19 protein-coding genes are annotated in these 19,586 nt (G+C 55.3%); 10 read left to right on the forward strand and 9 right to left on the reverse strand.

The features are described 5' to 3' along the window. The first annotated feature begins 67 nt into the window (after positions 1-67). On the forward strand, positions 68-604 hold the full coding sequence (locus tag HMPREF1144_RS13220; protein WP_009652973.1) for a dihydrofolate reductase family protein: 537 nt from the start codon (positions 68-70) through the stop codon (positions 602-604). Between the two features lie 106 nt (positions 605-710). Next, the gene (locus HMPREF1144_RS13225) at positions 711-1,202 is read left to right on the forward strand and encodes a DinB family protein (protein ID WP_009653044.1); all 492 of its coding nucleotides are present in this window, start codon (positions 711-713) and stop codon (positions 1,200-1,202) included. A gap of 141 nt (positions 1,203-1,343) precedes the next feature. Here HMPREF1144_RS13225 and HMPREF1144_RS13230 read toward each other — a convergent pair whose 3' ends face one another. The 6 genes from HMPREF1144_RS13230 to HMPREF1144_RS13255 form a co-directional block, all read right to left on the reverse strand. After that, a complete protein-coding gene (locus tag HMPREF1144_RS13230; protein WP_004850413.1) occupies positions 1,344-2,159 on the reverse strand; it encodes a phytanoyl-CoA dioxygenase family protein in 816 nt (271 codons plus the stop codon). A 23-nt stretch (positions 2,160-2,182) separates the two neighbouring features. Then, positions 2,183-3,352: an acetylornithine deacetylase gene (argE, locus tag HMPREF1144_RS13235; protein WP_009653062.1), complete on the reverse strand. Its 1,170-nt coding sequence runs from the start codon at positions 3,350-3,352 to the stop codon at positions 2,183-2,185. Next, the gene (locus HMPREF1144_RS13240) at positions 3,345-4,019 is read right to left on the reverse strand and encodes a DUF1028 domain-containing protein (protein ID WP_009653006.1); all 675 of its coding nucleotides are present in this window, start codon (positions 4,017-4,019) and stop codon (positions 3,345-3,347) included. The genes argE and HMPREF1144_RS13240 overlap by 8 nt, the downstream gene beginning before the upstream one ends. Then, positions 4,016-4,450 carry a RidA family protein gene (locus tag HMPREF1144_RS13245; RefSeq protein WP_004139129.1) on the reverse strand — a complete coding sequence of 145 codons (435 nt, stop codon included), beginning with the start codon at positions 4,448-4,450 and terminating at the stop codon, positions 4,016-4,018. The genes HMPREF1144_RS13240 and HMPREF1144_RS13245 overlap by 4 nt, the downstream gene beginning before the upstream one ends. Positions 4,451-4,473: 23 nt before the next feature. Then, the gene (locus tag HMPREF1144_RS13250; protein WP_009652964.1) at positions 4,474-5,733 is read right to left on the reverse strand and encodes a flavin-containing monooxygenase; all 1,260 of its coding nucleotides are present in this window, start codon (positions 5,731-5,733) and stop codon (positions 4,474-4,476) included. A 169-nt stretch (positions 5,734-5,902) separates the two neighbouring features. Then, complete coding sequence (locus tag HMPREF1144_RS13255) at positions 5,903-6,820, reverse strand: LysR substrate-binding domain-containing protein (RefSeq protein WP_009653045.1); 918 nt, start codon at positions 6,818-6,820, stop codon at positions 5,903-5,905. Positions 6,821-7,306: 486 nt separating this feature from the next. Here HMPREF1144_RS13255 and HMPREF1144_RS13260 point away from each other — a divergent pair, with 486 nt between their 5' ends. From HMPREF1144_RS13260 to HMPREF1144_RS13275, 4 genes are read left to right on the forward strand one after another with little or no spacing between them, the layout of a single operon-like run. Beyond that, positions 7,307-8,827 (forward strand): amino acid ABC transporter permease/ATP-binding protein, encoded by a 1,521-nt coding sequence (locus tag HMPREF1144_RS13260; RefSeq protein WP_004850401.1) that lies wholly within the window; start codon positions 7,307-7,309, stop codon positions 8,825-8,827. A gap of 27 nt (positions 8,828-8,854) precedes the next feature. Then, positions 8,855-9,727 carry a phytanoyl-CoA dioxygenase family protein gene (locus HMPREF1144_RS13265; RefSeq protein ID WP_009652986.1) on the forward strand — a complete coding sequence of 291 codons (873 nt, stop codon included), beginning with the start codon at positions 8,855-8,857 and terminating at the stop codon, positions 9,725-9,727. Positions 9,728-9,750: 23 nt separating this feature from the next. Continuing rightward, entirely contained in the window at positions 9,751-10,581 is an 831-nt protein-coding gene (locus tag HMPREF1144_RS13270) for an ABC transporter substrate-binding protein (protein ID WP_004850396.1), read from the forward strand. A gap of 4 nt (positions 10,582-10,585) precedes the next feature. After that, positions 10,586-11,317: a class II aldolase and adducin N-terminal domain-containing protein gene (locus HMPREF1144_RS13275; RefSeq protein WP_009652984.1), complete on the forward strand. Its 732-nt coding sequence runs from the start codon at positions 10,586-10,588 to the stop codon at positions 11,315-11,317. A 156-nt stretch (positions 11,318-11,473) separates the two neighbouring features. On the opposite strand, the gene HMPREF1144_RS13280 is transcribed toward HMPREF1144_RS13275, so the two are convergent. Next, positions 11,474-12,973: an aldehyde dehydrogenase family protein gene (locus tag HMPREF1144_RS13280; protein WP_009653043.1), complete on the reverse strand. Its 1,500-nt coding sequence runs from the start codon at positions 12,971-12,973 to the stop codon at positions 11,474-11,476. A 239-nt stretch (positions 12,974-13,212) separates the two neighbouring features. Then, positions 13,213-13,671 carry a hypothetical protein gene (locus HMPREF1144_RS13285; protein ID WP_032721390.1) on the reverse strand — a complete coding sequence of 153 codons (459 nt, stop codon included), beginning with the start codon at positions 13,669-13,671 and terminating at the stop codon, positions 13,213-13,215. A gap of 700 nt (positions 13,672-14,371) precedes the next feature. Between HMPREF1144_RS13285 and HMPREF1144_RS13295 the strand changes: the two genes are divergently transcribed. From HMPREF1144_RS13295 to feaR, 4 genes are all read left to right on the forward strand, one after another. After that, positions 14,372-14,650, forward strand: coding sequence for a hypothetical protein (locus HMPREF1144_RS13295; RefSeq protein ID WP_009652991.1), 279 nt, complete (start codon positions 14,372-14,374; stop codon positions 14,648-14,650). 118 nt (positions 14,651-14,768) lie between these two features. After that, complete coding sequence (locus HMPREF1144_RS13300; protein WP_071532261.1) at positions 14,769-16,268, forward strand: amino acid permease; 1,500 nt, start codon at positions 14,769-14,771, stop codon at positions 16,266-16,268. A 14-nt stretch (positions 16,269-16,282) separates the two neighbouring features. Next, complete coding sequence (locus HMPREF1144_RS13305) at positions 16,283-17,566, forward strand: arginine deiminase (RefSeq protein WP_009653002.1); 1,284 nt, start codon at positions 16,283-16,285, stop codon at positions 17,564-17,566. 783 nt (positions 17,567-18,349) lie between these two features. Then, on the forward strand, positions 18,350-19,258 hold the full coding sequence (gene feaR / locus HMPREF1144_RS13310; protein ID WP_009653061.1) for a transcriptional regulator FeaR: 909 nt from the start codon (positions 18,350-18,352) through the stop codon (positions 19,256-19,258). Here the strand turns inward: feaR and HMPREF1144_RS13315 are convergent, their stop codons facing one another. Next, on the reverse strand, positions 19,259-19,582 hold the full coding sequence (locus HMPREF1144_RS13315) for a YdbL family protein (protein WP_004850377.1): 324 nt from the start codon (positions 19,580-19,582) through the stop codon (positions 19,259-19,261). Positions 19,583-19,586: the final 4 nt, after the last annotated feature.

The raw sequence follows: 19,586 nt of genomic DNA on the forward strand, positions 1-19,586 counted from the left end.
TTTTTCGCAGGGAGTAAGTCCCCCCTAAAATCAACGGCATAAATACAAGCTGTATACGGAGCTCTTGATGGTCACTACACATGTTTTTATCGCGGTCAGTCTTGATGGTTATATCGCCCGACAGGATGGCGATATCGACTGGCTGTTGCAACGCGATGACCCGACAGAAGATCATGGCTATGCCGCATTCATCGCGGACAAAGATTGGATCGTTATGGGCCGGGGGAGCTATGAGAAGGCGCTGACTTTTGACCAATGGCCTTACGATCGACCCGTACTGGTTCTCTCCCGACAGCTAACCGATACCGCCATTCCCGAGGCGCTGAAGGGCAAAGTGCAGCTCTCAAGCCGCACGCCGGGGGAAGTGCTTGCTGACCTGGCGGCGCAAAACGCGCATCGCGTCTATCTGGATGGCGGGCAGGTAATACAGTCGTTCCTGCGCGAAGGTCTGGTCGCCGATATCGTTATCACGACCGTTCCTGTCCTGCTCGGTTCGGGAAAACCATTGTTCGGATCCCTGACCAGGGATATCGATTTGACGCTGTTATCAAGCCGCAGCTTCCCTTCGGGACTGGTGCAGTCGCACTATCGGCTGACGTCATAAACGGCATATAAACCTGACGGCAGTCTACGCTAAAGCACCAGTACCGCCCTGCCAGCGGTACTGAATGTTACTGATATAATCACAAAATAGATAAAAGAGGTGACGTATGGGGACTGACAAAATAGCTACCCTGTTTCGATACAAACGCTGGATCGATATTGAAACGCTACAAGCGATTGGAAGAATTGATGCGTCTGCGAATGCGGAAAAACGCCATCTGACGCTCAGATTAATGAATCACATACATGTGGTTGATATGATCTTCCGCGCTAACATTACCGGCCAGAAGCACTCCTACACCGCACTGAACACGCCAGAGACGCCCTCTGCCGATGAGCTTCTGAGAACGATGACTGAATGTACAGACTGGTATATTCAACACGTCAATGCTATGTCACCCGTTGACCTTGCTGAAACCATTAAATTCCAGTTCGTCGATGGCGGACCTGGCGAGATGAAAGCGGTCGATATGCTCAATCATGTGCTGTTTCACGGAACATATCATCGCGGCGCTGTAGGTTGGCTACTTTCAGAAAGTGGTGTAACCCCACCCAAGGACGTACTGACCGTCTTCCTAAGAGATCATAACCACGAGTAACCGAGTCATATCAATTTCCCCTTAGCCCTTGAAGCAAAAAATTAAGTGCATAAGCAATTATCAAGAAGCTTCAATCCCCTCAGTCAGTGAGTGAAAACCTTTCGCCGCAAGATGGGCGGGTCCTTGCCCGCCCTGCCGCCGCTACCGCGGCCAGACCTGCGGAAACTCATCGGCGACAAGCGGCTCTCCGTCGCGAAGCTTAAGCCCCGGAAACGGCGGCGAGGTCACGCCGCCGCGGTCGGCGAATGTCGCATCATCCCCGACCCAACGGGCGGAAAATACCCGCCGCGCCCGGGCGGTTGAATTGCCCTTTGCCCCATGCAGCGTGCGGAAATGAAAAGCGACCGCATCGCCCGGCTCCAGCGCCCAGCTGACGATATCGTAATCCTCCTGATGGGCATCGATATCCGGCAGCTCTTTAAAGCGCGAATGGGAATAGAGCTTTGAACCGTTAAACCGCGTTGGGCTGAACTCATCGTCCCAGCGATGGGAACCGCGAATACAGCGCAGCGAAATCGCCTCCGCTACCGGATCGAGCGGGATCCACAGGCTGACATTCTGCCGCCCCTCCACGCAGTAATAGGGCTGATCGTGGTGCCATGGCGTTACCGTACTGCCGCCGGGCTGTTTCACCAGCGTGTGCTCGTGGAAAAACTTCGCCGTCTGCGACCCCATCAGCGCCGCGGCGATCTCCGCCGCCGGCGACTGAAAAACAAAATCGCGAAATTCCGGGATTCGTTGCCAGTTGCAATAGTCCTGAAAAAACGGCGCCGAACCGTCCTCGGGGATCACCGTTCGCGCGTGACCATACTCGCTGGGGTTCGCCATCAGCGCGGCGACGCCGCGCGACAGGCTCTCGATCCACGGCGTGAACACGCCTTTAAGTAGCACGACGCCGTCGGCCTGCCAGCGGTCGACGGTCTGTTGATCAATAAGCGGGGAGTTCGGGTTTTGCATAGTCGCCATCCTGTGTTGATAAATCAGCGAAGAGAATCGGAGGGATCGGCGCGCATCCAGGCGCAAAGGTTTTCCAGCATCGCCATACAGCGTTCGGTCTGGGGGATGCTGATATATTCGTCCGCCTTGTGGCCCTGAGTCATGCTGCCCGGCCCGCAGATCAGCGTCGCAACGCCCGCCTCATCAAACAGGCCGCCTTCGGTACCGTAGGCGACGGTGGTGAAATCATCGCTGCCGCACCACTGCGCCAGCCAGCGGGCGAACTCTGACTGCGGGTCGCTCAGCAGCCCCGGATAGTGGCTCAGCGTCTGGAAATGAATATCGCTGCGCTGCGCCACCTTGCGCATCGCCGGAAGCAGCTGCTCGCGGGCATAATCGCCCAGGGCGTCGGTCACGGCCTGCGGGCGCGTGCCGGGTAAATAGCGAATTTCAAAGTCGAACCAGCAGGATTGCGGAACGATATTCAGCGCCGCTCCGCCGTGAATCGTCCCCACCTGCAGCGTGCCCGAGGGCGGCGAAAACCGGCTATCCTGCTGCTGCGCAAGGCTTTCACCCAGCGCGTCCAGCCGGGAAATCAGCCTGGCCGCGTAGCTGATCGCGTTAACCCCTTCCGGGGCGTAGGCCGAGTGGCAGGCGTGCCCTTCCACGCGGCAGCGCACCGCGAGCTTGCCTTTATGGCCGTAGACCGGGCGCATGTCGGTCGGCTCGCCGATAATGCACAGCGCCGGTTTCCCGGCGGAGGCGCGGAGAAAATCCACCAGGCTGCGTACGCCCAGGCAGCCAACCTCCTCATCATAAGAGAACCCCAGATGCAGCGGCATCCGCAGCGGCGCGGCCAGAAACGCCTCCAGCGACGCCAGCACGCAGGCGATAAACCCTTTCATATCCGCGCTGCCGCGACCGTAGTAGCGCCCGTCGCGTTCGGTAAGGGCGAACGGCGGCACCGTCCACGCCTGGCCATCCACCGGCACCACGTCGGTATGGCCGGAGAGCATCACCCCGCCGGGGCCGGTTGGCCCAAGGCGGGCATAGAGGTTTGCCTTGCGCCCTTCGTCGTCATAAAACAGCTGCGACGTCACGCCGCGCGCGCGCAGAAAGTCGCCGATCCAGGCAATCAGCGCCAGATTCGACTCGCGGCTGGTGGTATCAAACGCCAGCAGCGCGCCGAGGATCTCACGCACGCGGTTATTCATCGCCCGGCACCCCGTAGGTCGGCGCTTCGCGCGGGTCAAGCGCGCGGGTGATGTACGCTTCCATCTGCGGCTCGTAGGCCAGCCACAGCGCTTCCAGCGCCGCTACCGGGCGTTCTTCCGCCCAGTCGACGCGTAAATCCACCACCGGCCAGGCGTAATCCTCCACGACTTTAAGCGCCGCCGAGTGCTCCGGCCCGGCTTCGCCGCCCGCATCGATACCCGCCTGCAGAGCCGCAATCAGGCGGCTGGCCAGTTCGCCGCTGGTGGCTTCAAACGCCGCCGTCATGGCGGTAATCACCTGCGGGCTGGCCAGCATATTCCCCGCCGCCACGCAGTTCTCGCCCTGCGCCAGCTGCCAGATGCCGAGCGTATGTTCGCCGCTGAACACGGCGCTCTCGCCGCTGGCGTCGATGACCGCCACCTGGCGATAATCGCTAAACCGGTCTTCGCCCAGCGCCTGCGTCAGGGCCTGCTGCGGCGTGAGCCCCGCTTCCAGCCCGGCAAGAATCTGCGGTCCGAGCGCGGGCAGCGTGATGTTCTGGCTGGATACCGCGCCAACGCCCGCCAGCAGCCACGGGCAGCGGGCGCCAACGGCAATGCTGGATGAGCTAATCGCAATGCCCAGTTGACCCGACTCCGGGCACAGGGCGGAAATAGAAAGGGTCATGGTGCCTCCTGCGCATGCCAGTCGTCAGGGATCACCGCCGTGACGTCAATTTCCATCAGCCACTGCGGCTGCGCGAGAGCCGACACCACCACGCCGGTCGAAATGGGAAACACGCCTTTGAGCCATTTCCCCACCTCCTGGTAAACCGGTTCGCGGTAGCGCGGGTCGATCAGATAGGTCGTCGTTTTCACGATATGCGTCAGATCGCTGCCGGCCTCTTCCAGCAGCTGTTTAACGTTCTTCATCGCCTGTTCCGCCTGGGCACGCGGGTCGCCCAGCCCAATCAGATTGCCGTCAAAATCGGTACCCACCTGGCCGCGAACGTACACGGTGTTTCCCGCGCGCACCGCCTGGCACAGATCGTTATTGAGCGTCTGATTGGGATAGGTTTCTTTGGTGTTAAACATCCGAATACGGGTATGGGTTGGCATAGGTTACGTCCTCAAATCAGGCATTAGCAGGAAGGTTGATAGCGTTGATACTGGCGCTGAATGGCAATCTGGTCGGCGATATATTTCGCATCGTGCCAGACACCCCAGATAAAGGTTGAGCCACGGCGGGAGAGCCACGGCAGACCGAGGAAATAGACGCCCGGTTCGCTGGAAACGCCGCGGTGGTGCTGCGGGCGCTGCTGTTCATTAAAGGCGTTGACCTTCAGCCAGCGGTAATCAGTGGTATAGCCGGTAGCCCAGATAATGCAGCTCACCCCCGCGGCTGCCAGGTCGAGCTCGGTGAGGGGCTGGGTCAGGCAATCGGGGTCGGGCAGGAAAAAGCGCGCTTCCGGCTCTTCCGGCAGCGACAGCCCGTTGCGGGCGATATACTCATCCGCGGCGTCGAGCAGCGCCAGATAAGAGGCGTCGCCGAGACGAATGTTGTCCGCCAGATCGGCACGGAATACGGCTTTGCCCTCGGTAAAACCGTGCGTCTGTCCGACCAGGGTAATTCCCTGGTGCGCCAGCTGGCGAAAATCAACGGTATGACCGCCGCGCGCGCCGCTGACCGCAATCGTCACGTGCTCTTTGCCGGGCTGATTGGCCGCCGCATCCCACAGCCCTAACACCCCCAGCCACCAGCAAAAATCGCGCTGGCGGTAGCGGCGCGGCGGGCGATCGTGCGCGCCGACGGAGAGCCACACCGCGCGCCCCGCCCGGCGGAGCTCATCGGCGATTTGTACGCCGGACGACCCCGCGCCAACCACCAGCACACCGCCTTCCGGAAGCTGCTGCGGGTTGAAATAGTGCGCGGAATGAATCTGCTGTACAGCGCTATCCTGCGGCGCGACGGCCGGTATCACCGGGCGCTGGAACGGCCCGGTGGCGGCGACGATACGCTGCGCCTCAATCACGCCCAGTGACGTTTCCACGCGAAACCCCGGACGGCCGTTTAAACGCTCGGCGCTAAAGACCTCAACGCCGGTTTTGATCGGTGCATTAAAGGTTTTGGCATACGCGGCGAAGTAGTCGGCGATCTGCTCTTTGGCGACAAAGCTGTCGGCGTCGCAGTCGGGGAAGGTCATGCCGGGAAACCGATCGTGCCAGGCCGGGCCGTTGGCCACCAGCGAATCCCAGCGGCCGCTGCGCCAGGCCTCAGCGATGCGCTTTTTTTCCAGCACCAAATGCGGAATGCCGTGATGCGTCAGATGCTCGCTCATGGCAACACCCGCCTGCCCCGCGCCTACCACCAGGGTATCGATCTCTGTAATCTGCTCTGTCATATCTGTGTCCTTCAAGCACGGTTGTCCGGCTTATCCGCCGGGATTGACAGAACTCAGGTTAAGTAAGTGTGATGAAATGGTAAATTATTATAAAACGATCGTCTGAATAGAAATTTACGAGGCTGAATGACGCGACAAGAAAATAACGCTTGCGGCCGTGTTAATTAAATTACGCGTGCTGATGCGGCGTTAATTCTATGCTGCGGCAATAATCCATAAATAGCTGCGTCGGACGCGTGGGTTCATTATTGGCAAGATGCGCCATAATTAATGTTGACGCAGGCATTTCGTCGGCAATATCCAGCTGCACCAGCTTTTCACCGTCATAGGTCATATCGCACAGCGGACGGGTAACCAGTACCGAAAAGCCTAATCCCTGCCCGACCATACAGCGCACCATTTCTATGGACGGCGAACTGTAGGCCACTTCCGGGTGATAACCTTTCTCTTTAAATATCGAGACAAAATAGTTTTTGCTGGGGACCGCATCGAGCAAAATCATCGGTTCCCGGCTTAATTCCTGGAGCGTGACGCATTTTTTCTGCGCCAGCGGATGAGAAGCGGGCAGCAAAGCATAGGGTTTATGCGGGGCGTTCAGCAGCTCTTTATGAATGGAGTGACCCAGCTCCAGGTCGTAGACCAGCGCCAGATCGAAGCGCCCGCGATGCAGGCCGTGCATCAGCTCATGTTGCTCACCGTCGTAGAGCTGGAGAGTGATCTCGGGATACATTTTTTTAAATCCCGCCACCAGTTTTGGCATATACAGCGGCGCGACGGATTCAAAGCAGCCGACGGAAATAGTCCCGGATACCAGCTCTTTATCCGCCCGCGAGTTCTGTTCAAATTCATACGACAGCCGCAGCAGCTCTTTGGCTTTATCGTAGAAGCGCCGCCCGCTTGAGGTCAGGGATACGCCCTGCGCGTGGTGGCGAATAAACAGCTGCTGGTCGAAGGTGCTTTCCAGGTTTTTGATGGCAATGGAGATCGACGGCTGGGCAATATGCAGCTGGCGGGAAGCCTCGGCGATACTCTCCGTTTCCACCACCGTCACGAAATACTTAAGCTGTTTAAGGGTAAATCGGTTCATGGCGTCACCATTGATAAAATATTGTCTTATTACGAACGGGCTTAGTTTTACGATAAGCAGACTGCAAGCATCGTGCCATGCCGTTTACGCTTTACCTCGTCGGCAAATAGCCGCCGTTTCTATTTATAACCCGCCCTCTTTTTTTGCCTGATTTCGCGTATTGCACCATAAAGCATCGCCCTGCACCTTATTCGCCCGCGGCGCGCCCCAATATTGCACAAATTGTCATTTCACGAAAAATCAGGTTTAAAAATAAGGGTGATTGTTTTTAAGTTGTTTCAATGCTGTTTCTCATTAATTGCGTTAAATTCCCTGAGGTTAATATAGCTGTATAGTTTTTTTAAACTTAAAGGCCAAAAATTTACTAATTGCCACCGGTCGAAGAGTGCCAGCATAGTGTCATGGCAAGATGAACGCCGGCGGCTCCCCATTTTAGTACAGGGGAATCGCCTTAATTTCCGTTAATTATGGCGAGTGAAATAGCCCATGACGTTTAACTGGAACTATATGTTAAGCCTGCTCAGCGATGTCGATTTCTGGCAGGCCACCTGGACCGTCATCAAATTAAGTTTGCTGACCTGGGCTTTCAGTATTGTGCTGGGGTTTATTCTGGCGCTGGCCAAACAGTCGCCGCGCAAGCTGTTTAACGCGCCTGCCCGCCTCTATATCTGGCTGTTTCGCAGCATGCCGCTGCTGGTGCTGCTGATTTTTGTCTACAACATGCCGCAGGCGCTGCCCGCCTTCGCGCCGGTGCTGAACGACCCGTTCTGGGCCGGACTGCTGGCGATGGTGCTGAGCGAAGCCGCCTATATTGCTGAAATTCATCGCGGCGGACTGCTGTCGATTCCGAAAGGACAGAGCGAAGCCGCCCGCGCGCTCGGGCTGCGCTATGCCGGCACCCAGTGGCGTGTGGTGATCCCGCAGGCGCTGCGCGTCGCCCTGCCGGCGCTGGCTAATGAGTATATCGCCATCGTCAAGCTCAGCTCGCTGGTGTCGGTTATCTCCCTGACCGAGATCTTAATGGTCGGCCAGCGGCTCTATTCGCAGAATTTCCTCGTCATGGAGACCATGGCGGCGGTGGCGTTTTACTACATCCTGATCGTCACGGTGTTTGATTTCCTGCTTAAGCGCCTCGAGACCTGGCTCGACGTCACCCAGCGTAAAACCACGCGCCCGGTGGATGAAGAAATGCAGCAGCTGGCCACCGCGCGGCGTCCGGCAATGGCCCGCAGCGTTAGCGTCGCGCAGGAGCCGGCGCTACAGGCATCAAAGCTGCATAAAGCCTATAACAATGTCGAAGTGCTGGGCGCCGTCAGCCTGCAAATTCAGCCCGGCGAAGTGGTCTCCGTCATCGGCCCGTCCGGCTCCGGTAAAACCACGCTGATCCGCCTGCTGAACGGCCTTGAGCAGATTGATAACGGCGAGATCAAAATCAACGGCCAGCCTTTTATTCACCTTGACCGCCAGGGGCAGCAGAAGCCGCGTTTTATGGAGAACAGCGAGCATCGCCAGAATATCGGCATGGTCTTCCAGAGCTTCAACCTGTTCCCCCACCTGACCGTACTCGGCAACCTGCTGCTGGCGCCGCGCTATCACCATCTGGCCAGCGAAGGCGAGCTGAAGCAGCACGCCTGCGAACTGCTGCATAAAGTCGGCATGCTGGAACACGCGTGGAAATATCCGCATCAGCTTTCCGGCGGCCAGCAGCAGCGGGTAGCGATTGCCCGCGCCCTGATGATGCGCCCACAAATTATGCTGTTCGATGAGCCCACCTCGGCGCTGGATCCGGAAAAAGTTAACGAGGTTCTGCAGGTTATCGAATCGCTGGCCCATGAAGGCATCACCATGGTGATCGTCACCCATGAAATGAACTTCGCCTTTAAGGTTTCCGATCGAATTGTGTTTATGGAAAAAGGACGCGTGGTCTGCGACGACACGCCTCAGGCAATGCGCGACGGCCAGCATCCGCGCGTGGACGCCTTCCTGAAAGATGTCTCTTTGGCTTAACGCCTCCGTTCCCGAAAGGAGAAAAATATGATCGCGCAGTGGCAAATCGAACAGTTTCATCAGCAGGGTTTTCTGGTTGTCGAAGAGGTGCTTTCCGCCGAGGAAGTCGCGCTGCTGCAGGCCGATTTCGACGCCTGGGTCGAAGAGAGCCGACAGCATAGCGAAGTTTGGGGCGAAACCCTGGATGGTCGGCCGCGTTTCGACCTCGAAAGCGACCACGCGCCCCATCATCCCTCGCTGCGCCGGGTGAGTTCCCCCACGGAGATTTCCGCCGCCTACCGCCACGCCGCGCTTGATTCGAGAATGGCGGCGATTGCCGGTCAGCTGATCGGCGGCAGCGGGACCCGCTTCCATCACAGCAAAATCAACTCCAAGCTGCCGCACACCGCCACGCAGGTAAAGTGGCACCAGGATTTTCTGTTTACCCCCCACAGCAACGACGACATCATCACCGCCCTGCTGATGGTCAGCGAAGTGACGCCGGAGAACGGCCCGCTCAACGTGGTGCCGGGAAGCCATCGGGGGCCGCTGTGGTCCCACTGGCAAAACGATCGTTTTACCGGCGCCGTGGATCGGGAGGTTGAAGCAACCCACTGCCAGCAGCCGCAGGCCTGTTTCGGCCCGGCGGGATCGGTGTGCTTTATGCATACTCGTCTGCTCCACGCCTCCAGCCCCAATGAAACCGATCTGCCGCGGACGCTGTTTATCAGCGTCTACGCGGCGGAAGATGCCCTGCCTTACGGCGAAAATCCGCTGCCCAGCGCGCACGCCGGTCAGATGGTTGCCGGGGAAGAGAGCGGCCGGGTGCGCAGTACCGTGAATCATTTACGCCTGCCGCAAAAACCGCGCGGCGCATCCTTTTTCGTCCAGCAGGCCGGTACCGATCGCGCCAGCATGTAATTTGCCCACTCTCTGGAGGTTGTATGAAACGTTTTAAAGCTTTCCGCCCTGCTGCCCTGCTCCTTTGCACCGCCGGCGCCCTGTCGTCCTTTAGCGCCCAGGCCTTCCAGCAGCCGGGGAAAATCACCGCCGGTTCTGATATGACCTTTTTTCCGTATGAATATATGGAAAACAACAAGCCCGCCGGGTTCGATATCGAGTTTCTTGCCGGGCTGGCGAAAACCATGGGCCGCGAGGCGGTGAATATTGATACCCGGTTTCCGAATTTGATTCCGGGCTTGCAGGGCGGACGCTTCGATATCACCAACTCGTCGATGTACATCACCGCCGAGCGTCTGAAGGTTATCGATATGGTGCCCTATCTGAAAAGCGGCGAAGCGATCCTCGCGCTGAAAGGCAGCGACTATCAGCCGAAAACGCCGGAAGCGTTTTGCGGTCATAAAATTGGCTCTATGGGCGCGACCTCTTGGCTGGCGCAGTTGCAAAAGCTCTCCGCCGACTACTGCGTGAAAAAGGGCCTGAAGCCAATAGCGCTTAGCGAATACACCACCGACCCGCAAACCACCCAGGCGCTGCTCTCGCGGGCGGTTGAGGCGCAAATCACCGATGCGGCGGTGGCGCGCGGCGTGATTGATAAGCTTGGCGATCGGGTGACGATCTCTTCCGAAACCTTAATTTATCCGGTGCTCAATGGCTTTGGGGTGAAAAAAGGCAATAGCGAAGTGAAAACCGCGCTGGAGGAAGGACTGAAGAAATACAGCGCGACGCCGGAATACGCCGCACTGCTGAAGAAATATAACTTCCAGGCGCCGACGCCTGAGGACCTGCAAACCCTGATGCCAAAAGCGGAGTAACGACATGGCCCGCTCTTATGAAGAACAGACGCGCATCGACCTGGCGGCGACCTTCCGTATCATCGCCCATCTCGGGATGCACGAGGCGGTGGCCAACCACTTTAGCGCGGCCATCTCGGCGGACGGCAAAAAATTCCTGCTGAATCCGAAATGGAAACACTTTTCGCGTATCCGCGCCAGCGACCTGCTGCTGCTGGACGCCGATGATGAAGCCTGCGCCCGGCGATCTGACGTCGACGCCACGGCGTGGGCGATTCACGGGCAAATCCACCAGCGCCTGCCGGAGGTGCGGGTGGTGCTGCACCTGCATCCGGTGTATACCACCAGCGTCGCTTGCCTTGAGACGCCGCATATCCCGCCGATCGATCAGAACACGGCGCGCTATTTCAATCGGATAGCCGTCGATAGGTTATACGGCGGCATGGCGGACACCACGGCGGAAGGCGCGCGTCTGGCGTCGCTGCTGGCCGACAAGCGCCGGCTGCTGATGGGCAACCACGGCGTACTGGTGACCGCGCCGTCGATTGGCGAGGCTTTCGATGATATCTGGACCCTGGAGCGCGCCTGCCAGATTCTGGTGACCGCCTGGTCAACGGGGCAGCTGCTGAAAGTGCTCTCCGCTGAGGTGGCGGAGAAAACCGCGCAGGACTGGGAGGGGATCGCCGACTTTTCACGCCAGCATTTTGCAGAGATGAAGCAGATGATGATCGACGCCGATCCGTCCTTGCTGGAGTGACGGTTTACTCCCGGAGAAAGGCGCCACCGGGCATACGGAGATAAGCCGGATTTGAGGTATCGAGGCGCGGATTTTGCCGCAGGCCTGGCGACAGAATCCGCAAGTTACGCGCTTGTAGCCCCGGTAAGGCGCCAGCCGCCACCGGGGAACAGGCGGCTAGTAGCGCACGCAGACCGACTTTGTTTCGCACCAGTCGTCCAGCCAGTCGGGGCCGAAATCGCGGCCGGTGCCGGACTGCTTCATGCCGCCGAACGGCAGGTTGGCGTCGATCAGCGTATGGCTGTTGACCCACACCGTACCCGCCTGCAGGCGATCGGTATAGCTCAGCGCCTGGCTCAGGTCGCGGGTCCAGACGCTGGCGGTCAGGCCAAAATCGCTGTCGTTGGCCAGGCGCAGCGCCTCTTCCCCGTCGGCCACCCGTACCAGGTTCACCACCGGACCGAAAACCTCTTCCCGGCTAAGGCGCAGCCCGGCGTCGGGATTAATCACCAGCGTTGGCGCAATATAGTAGCCCTGCGCATTCGGCCCCACGTTACCGCTAATCAGCTCTGCCTTCTGCTGACGGGCTTCATCAAGATAGGCCGCCACTTTTGCGCAGTGCGCCTGCGACACTACCGGGTTAATCTGGCTGCTCTCAAGCATACCGGGCCCGACCTGTAGCGACTTCACCGCCTGCTCAAAGCCGCTCACCAGCGTATCGAACAGCGGCGCTTCGATATAAATTCGCGAACTGGCGGCGCACACCTGCCCCTGATTCAGAAAGCTACCGGTCATTAATCCCTCAATAACCCACTGCGGATCGGCATCTTTCAGCACGATGGCCGGGTTCTTGCCGCCCAGCTCCAGCGTGACCCGGGTCAGGCGGTCAGCGGCCACGCGGGCAATCTGTTTACCGGTAGCGGTCGATCCGGTAAAGCTCACCTTGGCGACCTGAGGATGCGAGGTCAGCGCCGCGCCGCACCCGGCGCCGCTGCCGGTCACCACGTTAAAAACACCGTCCGGCACGCCGGCCTCGGTTGCCAGTTCCGCTACCCGCAGCAGGGTCAGCGGCGTGGTTTCCGACGGCTTAATGACGATCGAGCAGCCGGCCGCCAGCGCGGGCATCACTTTCCACATGCCGATCATCAACGGGAAGTTCCACGGCACGATCCCGGCTACCACGCCCACCGGCTCTTTTTTGGTCCACGCCTGATAGCGTGCGCCCTGCGGGAAGGGGATCGATACGTCGAGGGTGCGGCCACTGATTTTAGTGGTCAGCCCGGCGGTATAGCGCATCCAGTTCAGCGTACAGCCCACTTCAAAGGCGCGGGAAATGTTAATCGATTTTCCCTGTTCAAGGGTCTCCAGCTGCGCCAGCTCCTCGCCGTGCTGCTCCACCAGATCGGCGAAGCGCAGCAGGATCCGCTCGCGGTCGGCGGGCGTCCGCCCTGCCCAACGGCGGGAAACGAAAGCGCGCCAGGCGGACATCACCGCCCGATCGACATCCGCGGCGTTGGCATCCGCGGTGCTGGCGATAGCCTGACCGGTGGCCGGATCCCAGACGGTTAAGCGCTTTTCGCTCTCTGCCGCCTGCTGCGCACCGTCGAGATACAACCCATGCTGTCTGTCTAAAAACTGCTGCACGCTGGCGAGTAGCGCGACCTGTGATGTGGACATACCCCTTCCTTATTGTTCACGGATAGTGGTTTCAGTTTATGCCCGGGTCACGATTCACGCTTTTTTCTCTGTGACATTCGCTGTTGCCGCTGTGACAGGCGCCGCAATTAAGTCGATTGGGTGGGCAGGTATACATTATTGAAAAACGCCCGCTGGCCAGGCCTGATTGAGATGCCCGGGGACACATTCAATGACGATATCCTCTCTTGCCGTTATATTAACCTTGATACGCTACTCATTTATCCTGGCAAAATGACAATATTGCCGCGTCGATAAGCGACCTTGACTTTCTGTCCGACGAAAAAAGGCGTTCCTCTTGTTGGCTGGACAATAACAAAATCACGTCCATCAGTAGGTCTGATAAACAATTCAACAAGCTGGCTACGGGCCAACCGCCTCTGTATCGCTTGCCCGGCCAACACGCCAGCGGCGGCAACACCCACTATCGCCTGGCGCTGACCAGTAAGGGTATGTCCGGTAATACCGCCGAGAGCCCCGCCGCTAACTGTACCTACGGTATTGTAACCCGTATCGTTTTGGATAGTTATATAGTTTACCCCCGTAACAATGCCATATGATGGGGGAGGTTCTTGTCCATAAAAGATATTTCCCATATCATCATTGGCATCAATTGAAGGTCCTCTACACCCGACGATTGTGAGCAAAAAAATCACAGAAAGGATGATATTCCGGCGCATTAACCCTGTCACTCATAACAATTATGAAATATTGCAACAACCATGCAAATAGCCGTCCCGTTGACACTCATCAAAATATAAGCAATGCCTGATTTCAGCGTGTAAATAACACCCGTTGTACTGAGCATGGCATTTTCAACCGATATCGCTTCAACATTCTACAATCGCAGACAGGATCGTTGATGTCATATCGCACGCCTGACAAGACTCTCTTTGTTAGTTTAATAACTAAACTACACGTAAGATAACATCACAATACCATGCCTTATTAAACAATTCATAAACAACCCTCTATGGTCTTTTAATATACGTTAAATTGACTCTGATCAAAGAGCCTGCCCCCTTTGTTTAATATCCGTTTAATGTAGATTACTAACATCTGGTTAATAAAGCGAAAGCCAATTGCGTGAACATTATGAAAAATAAACCGAAGCGAAAGAAAAGCATCAGCAGCATTGTATTTATCGCGTTCATTATAGTGAATGCATTAATGCTAACCATCAGTATTTATACTCTATATTTTAGTTCCTCATCCCCGTTCACTGAACATCGAATGCGCCACGATACGGCATTCTGGATAGGTGCTATTAAAAACATCGCATTACTAAGCGGCCTATGGATTTTCGTAGATGTCATTTTCTCCATTTTTTTCTACTTAAAGTCGAAATTTCGTTAAAAACATTTTATAAAAGGGTTTGATATGTTGTTTATTATAGCCTGGCTCATTGCCATGGGCACCAGTGAACTGTTATTGTGGTCTTACGGCTACCTTCACCTTATTTCTCCCGTACTTTATATCTCGCTATGCATTATGTTTATCTATCAACGCAGGAAAATTCATAAAAATAAAGATCTCAACTTCTATGAGAAAAAAATAGAGTCTATGCGAATGGGCATAATGTTTGTTCTGTCTATGCTGGTGATGCTGGCCATCACTGTCAATATCCGTTTTTTCACGCTGATTTATACCGGACTTTAACATTATATGATGTGTCATCTGACGGGATGCCACCTCATTTTATCGGTATGGACTTACGCAGAGAGTCTGCTGCGAGAAGCGTTTTTATCATTAATTTATATGAGCAAGATATTCAATCATGAATAAATCAGATGCAAAGTTGTCTTTGCCTGCGCTGACTGCGTTGGTGGTCGGTTCGATGATTGGTGCAGGAATATTTTCACTTCCCGCCACTTTCGGGCGCGCAGCGGGCGGGTTTGCTGCCATCATCGCGTGGTGTATCGCTGGCGGGGGAATGTTAACCCTCGCCCTGGTCTTTCAGACTCTGGCGATAAGAAAGCCGCATCTGGATTCGGGTATATTTATTTATGCTAAAGAAGGCTTCGGGAATTACCTTGGGTTTACTTCCGCGCTCGGTTTTTGGGCGGGGACCTGTATCGGCAACGTATCTTATTTTGTGCTGATAAAATCAACCCTCGGCACATTCTCCCCCATCTTCGGCGATGGCAATACTTTATACGCGATTCTCACTGCTTCTGTTGCCCTGTGGTGTTTCCATATCCTGGTATTAAGGGGCGTAAAAGAAGCTGCAATTATTAATACGGTGGTCACCTGGGCCAAGATTATACCGATAGGTGTCTTTATTGTCGTTCTTATGTTCGCGTTCAACGCTGACATTTTCACCGTTAACTTCTGGGGGGTACCCGACATCAGGGATATTCACTCCTACACCCTGTCTGAAGGGTACCATGACCTTGTGCACTATATCGCCGCACCTGACAATGAGCACGAGTCCTTATTTTCGCAGGTCCGCAATACTATGCTGGTGACGGTATTCGTCTTTCTCGGGATAGAGGGAGCGAGCGTGTATTCCCGCCTGGCGAAAAAACGTAGCCATATCGGTACCGCCACGGTGTTCGGTTTTATCGGTGTCCTGTGCATTCTGTGTCTGGTCACTCTTCTCTCATATGGAGTACTTTTACGACCGGAGCTTGCCGCGCTACGTCAACCCTCAATGGCAGGCGTACTGGAGACAATTGTCGGTCGTCCGGGAATGATTTTTATCAGTATTGGCCTGGTCATATCGGTTTTAGGCGCCTATCTCTCCTGGTCATTACTGGCAGCAGAAGTGTTATACAGCGCAGCAAAATCCGGACTGATGCCAAAAGTACTGGCTAAAGAGAACGCTAACCGGGTCCCTTATAAGGCTGTCTGGCTGACCAACATATTTATTCAGGTCTTTTTAATCATCACGCTGTTCACCGACTACGCCTTCCAGCTGGCACTGGAGTTAACCAGCTCGCTAACGTTAATTCCATATTTCCTCGTCAGCGCATATGCTTTAAAGCTTGCATTAACCGGGGAATCCTACTCCAGCTCGGCAACAGAGATAAGTAAGGGGCTGATACTTTCCGCCATTGCCCTGATTTATTCGCTGATGATGATTTACGCTGGCGGCGTAAAATATCTTTTACTTTCTACCATTATTTACGGTCCGGGAACCATTCTTTACTATTTCGCGAGAAAAGAGAACTTGGCGAAAGTTTTCACCAGGGATGAGCGTCTTCTGTTTGCCATGCTGATGTCAGGAGCCATCATCGGTATCTATGCGATCGCAACGGGACTCATTCAAATTTAATAAACGAAAATATTATGCTTACTGAAAATAAAAACACATCACCCGCCTTTGGCGTTTATTCAGAGGTCGGTAAATTAAAAAAAGTTATGGTATGTTCACCGGGGATGGCGCATGAACGCCTTACTCCGGGGAACTGTGACCGTATGTTGTTTGACGATGTTCTGTGGGTAGCGAACGCCAAACGCGATCACTTCGATTTTATGAATAAAATGCGTGAGCGCGAGGTTGAGGTTGTTGAGTTCCATCAATTGCTGGAAGAAACGGTAAAAAATCCTCTGGCGCGAAAATGGATTCTGGATTTACAAGTGGTACCTGATGAAGTCCCCTTGAGTCTGATAGACGAAACGCGAGACTTTCTCGATAATATTTCCGCCCGCGAACTCGCGCAGACTCTACTTGGCGGCCTTTCAACGCTGGAACTGCTACACGCCTCAGGCGGAAAATACGATAAAGAAGAATGCAGACTTCTCCACGCCGCTATCGCACAGAGTCAGTACCTGCTTCCTCCTTTACCTAACGCGCTTTACACCCGCGATACCACCTGCTGGATCAATGGCGGCGTTACTCTTAATCCCCTCTACTGGCCAGCCCGTCATGAAGAGACGGTGCTTGCAACTTCCGTTTACCGGTTCCATCCTGATTTCGCTGGCAAGGTTAACGTATGGTACGGCGATCCAACGGTCCACCACGGTACGGCTACCCTTGAAGGTGGTGACGTCATGCCGATTGGTAATAAAACAGTGTTAATTGGCATGAGCGAGCGCACCTCTTACCAGGCGATAGCACAGCTTGCGCAAGCGCTCTTTGCTAATCCGCATTCGGGAATTGAGAGGGTGATGATTGCCGCCATGCCGAAGCTACGAGCCGCGATGCATCTTGATACCGTTTTTACCTTCTGCGACCGGGACCTCGTCACGCTTTATCCACCTATTGTTAATCAAATCAAAACGTTTTCATTGCGACCTGATGAAAGCTCGCCCCACGGAATACGCTTAACCAGGGATGAAGATAATTTTGTAGACGCGGTAGCCCACGCGCTAAATCTCAAACAATTAAGAGTTGTGGAAACAGCCGGTAATGACTACGACATGGAACGTCAGCAGTGGGATAGCGGCGCGAATATGGTTGCGCTTGAGCCTGGCGTGGTCGTGGCCTATGACCGAAATACCAAGACTAATGCACAACTGCGGAAAAGCGGCGTTGAGGTGATCACCATTGTTGGCAGCGAACTAGGTCGCGGTCGCGGCGGCGGTCACTGCATGACCTGCCCCATTATTCGCGAGCCCATTGATTATTAATCGTAAATATAATTCCTTTTATCATTCTGCGGGAGTCGCCAGCAGGATGGTAAAGTTATAATCGCTATCATGATGAACAGTGCAGGAATAATAGTGTCATTTGATTCCTGCACTTATTCATTAATGGCTTGATGAATAATAGATTTCAAAAGCACTTTATACATTTACAAAGATAAACAAAGGCTGAAATAAATTCTCTCCTGGTGATGCTAATATCCACTCAGCATTTATGAATAACAGGAAACGTCTGCAAAAATTCAGACAGGAGAATTTTATGGAAAAATCCACGTTAACTCCCCTTGGTGTAAAACAATCATCGCAGAGACCCGAACCGCAGGAGCGTCAAGCGAAACAGCTAGACCAACTTTGGACAAGACGCAAAAATGCAGTAGCGAGTAATAAATCATATAGCTCCCTATATTCAGAAAGTGCCCAAGGTATCCCCGTCTGATTTCATTTGCTAACTGCAATATATCGGTGGGCGTTAGAAATTCTGTGTCATTCCTGAACATTCCAGTCATAGAGGGATGACACAGCCCTCTCTTCAATGTTAACAACGTACAATTTCTTGTTTGCCCCGCCGCTAATCATATCTTCTTTTATTTTTAGCCTGTTAAATTTCATAACGGATTTGCGGTGACCGAGTAAACGTGTTACGTAATATTTTTTTATAATAATACTGTGATCCAGGTAATAGTTCTTTCATATACTCCGCCGTTGACCCTTGCCTCCGGCATCATAAGTGCAACAATGCAAAAACATTATTATTACAAGGGATGCGCGATGAGTACGGCAAATCGTGGGCAGAACTACCAGCATTGGTTAGCAAAAATCAATCAGGTCTGCGGGCAGTTTGCCGCCCGTCCGCTGGCTGATAATTTCCACGGTGAGATCGACGCCAGCTATGCCGGCGACCTGAAAGTCAGCACGGTGACCGCCCGCGGCATTAATCTTTACCGCACCCGACAAGAGATCCAGCGCGATAACGACGCCTGGTTTTATACCGTCTTCCAGCTCGCGGGCCAGGCGACGATCGAGCAGGATGGCCGCCTGGCGATGCTGGAAAGCGGCGATATCACCCTGATCGACGCGTCTCGTCCCTGTTCCATTATCTGGCAGCAAACCTCGCGTCAGGCCTCCCTGCTGCTGCCAAGATCGCTGCTGGAGCAACAGCTGCGCGGCAGTGAAATCAGCATCGCTACCCGGCTGGCGAAAAGCCTGCCGATGGTCCAGCTCAGCCAGCGCCTGCTGCATGAAAGCATGAACAGCCCTGAACTCTCGGCCAGCGAAAGCAAAGCGGCGCTGGAGGCCATCGTCTGCCTGCTGCGCCCGATGCTGCATCATCAGGAGGCCCAGCCGTCCCGGCGCGATAAGCAGTTTCAGAAAATCATGGCGTTAATCGATGAGTCGATTCAGGCGGAACATCTGCGCCCCGAGTGGCTGGCCAGCGAAACCGGCATGTCGGTGCGCAGCCTCTATCGGCTGTTTGCGGAAAAGGGGCTGGTGGTGGCGCAATATATCAAGAATCGTCGGCTCGATTTGTGCGCCCGCGCGCTGCAAAGCGCCCATGATGACGAAAAGCTGGCGGGGATCGGCTACAGCTGGGGCTTCAGCGATCATAGCCATTTTTCCACCGCCTTTAAGCAGCGCTTCGGCGTCTCGCCGGGGGAGTATCGCAAGCGCTGCCGATAGCTATTTTTTCAGCCATTTGCCGTTAAGGCCCTTCACGTACTCGCCCGGCTGCGCCCTGGCGACCAGCTTCTGACCGGCCATTTTCGCCACCTGATCCACCGGTAGATTATTGTCATCCGCCAGCTGCTGATAGCTGTCGCTGCGGGCGGCGTTGATCTGCTTCACCAGCTCAAGGGTTTCTTTATCCTGACGCAGCGGTTCAAGATAGCCGTTGAGGGTTTCGCCGACCCGTCCCTGCTGGCGAGCCTCATTCAGGGTCAGGGCCTGCGCCTGGGCGCTGAACAGCACCAGCGCCAGCGCCGCGGTTACCAGTCGTATTCTCATCATC

The sequence above is a fragment of the Klebsiella sp. OBRC7 genome, from assembly GCF_000293135.1.
Lineage (GTDB): Bacteria > Pseudomonadota > Gammaproteobacteria > Enterobacterales > Enterobacteriaceae > Klebsiella > Klebsiella michiganensis.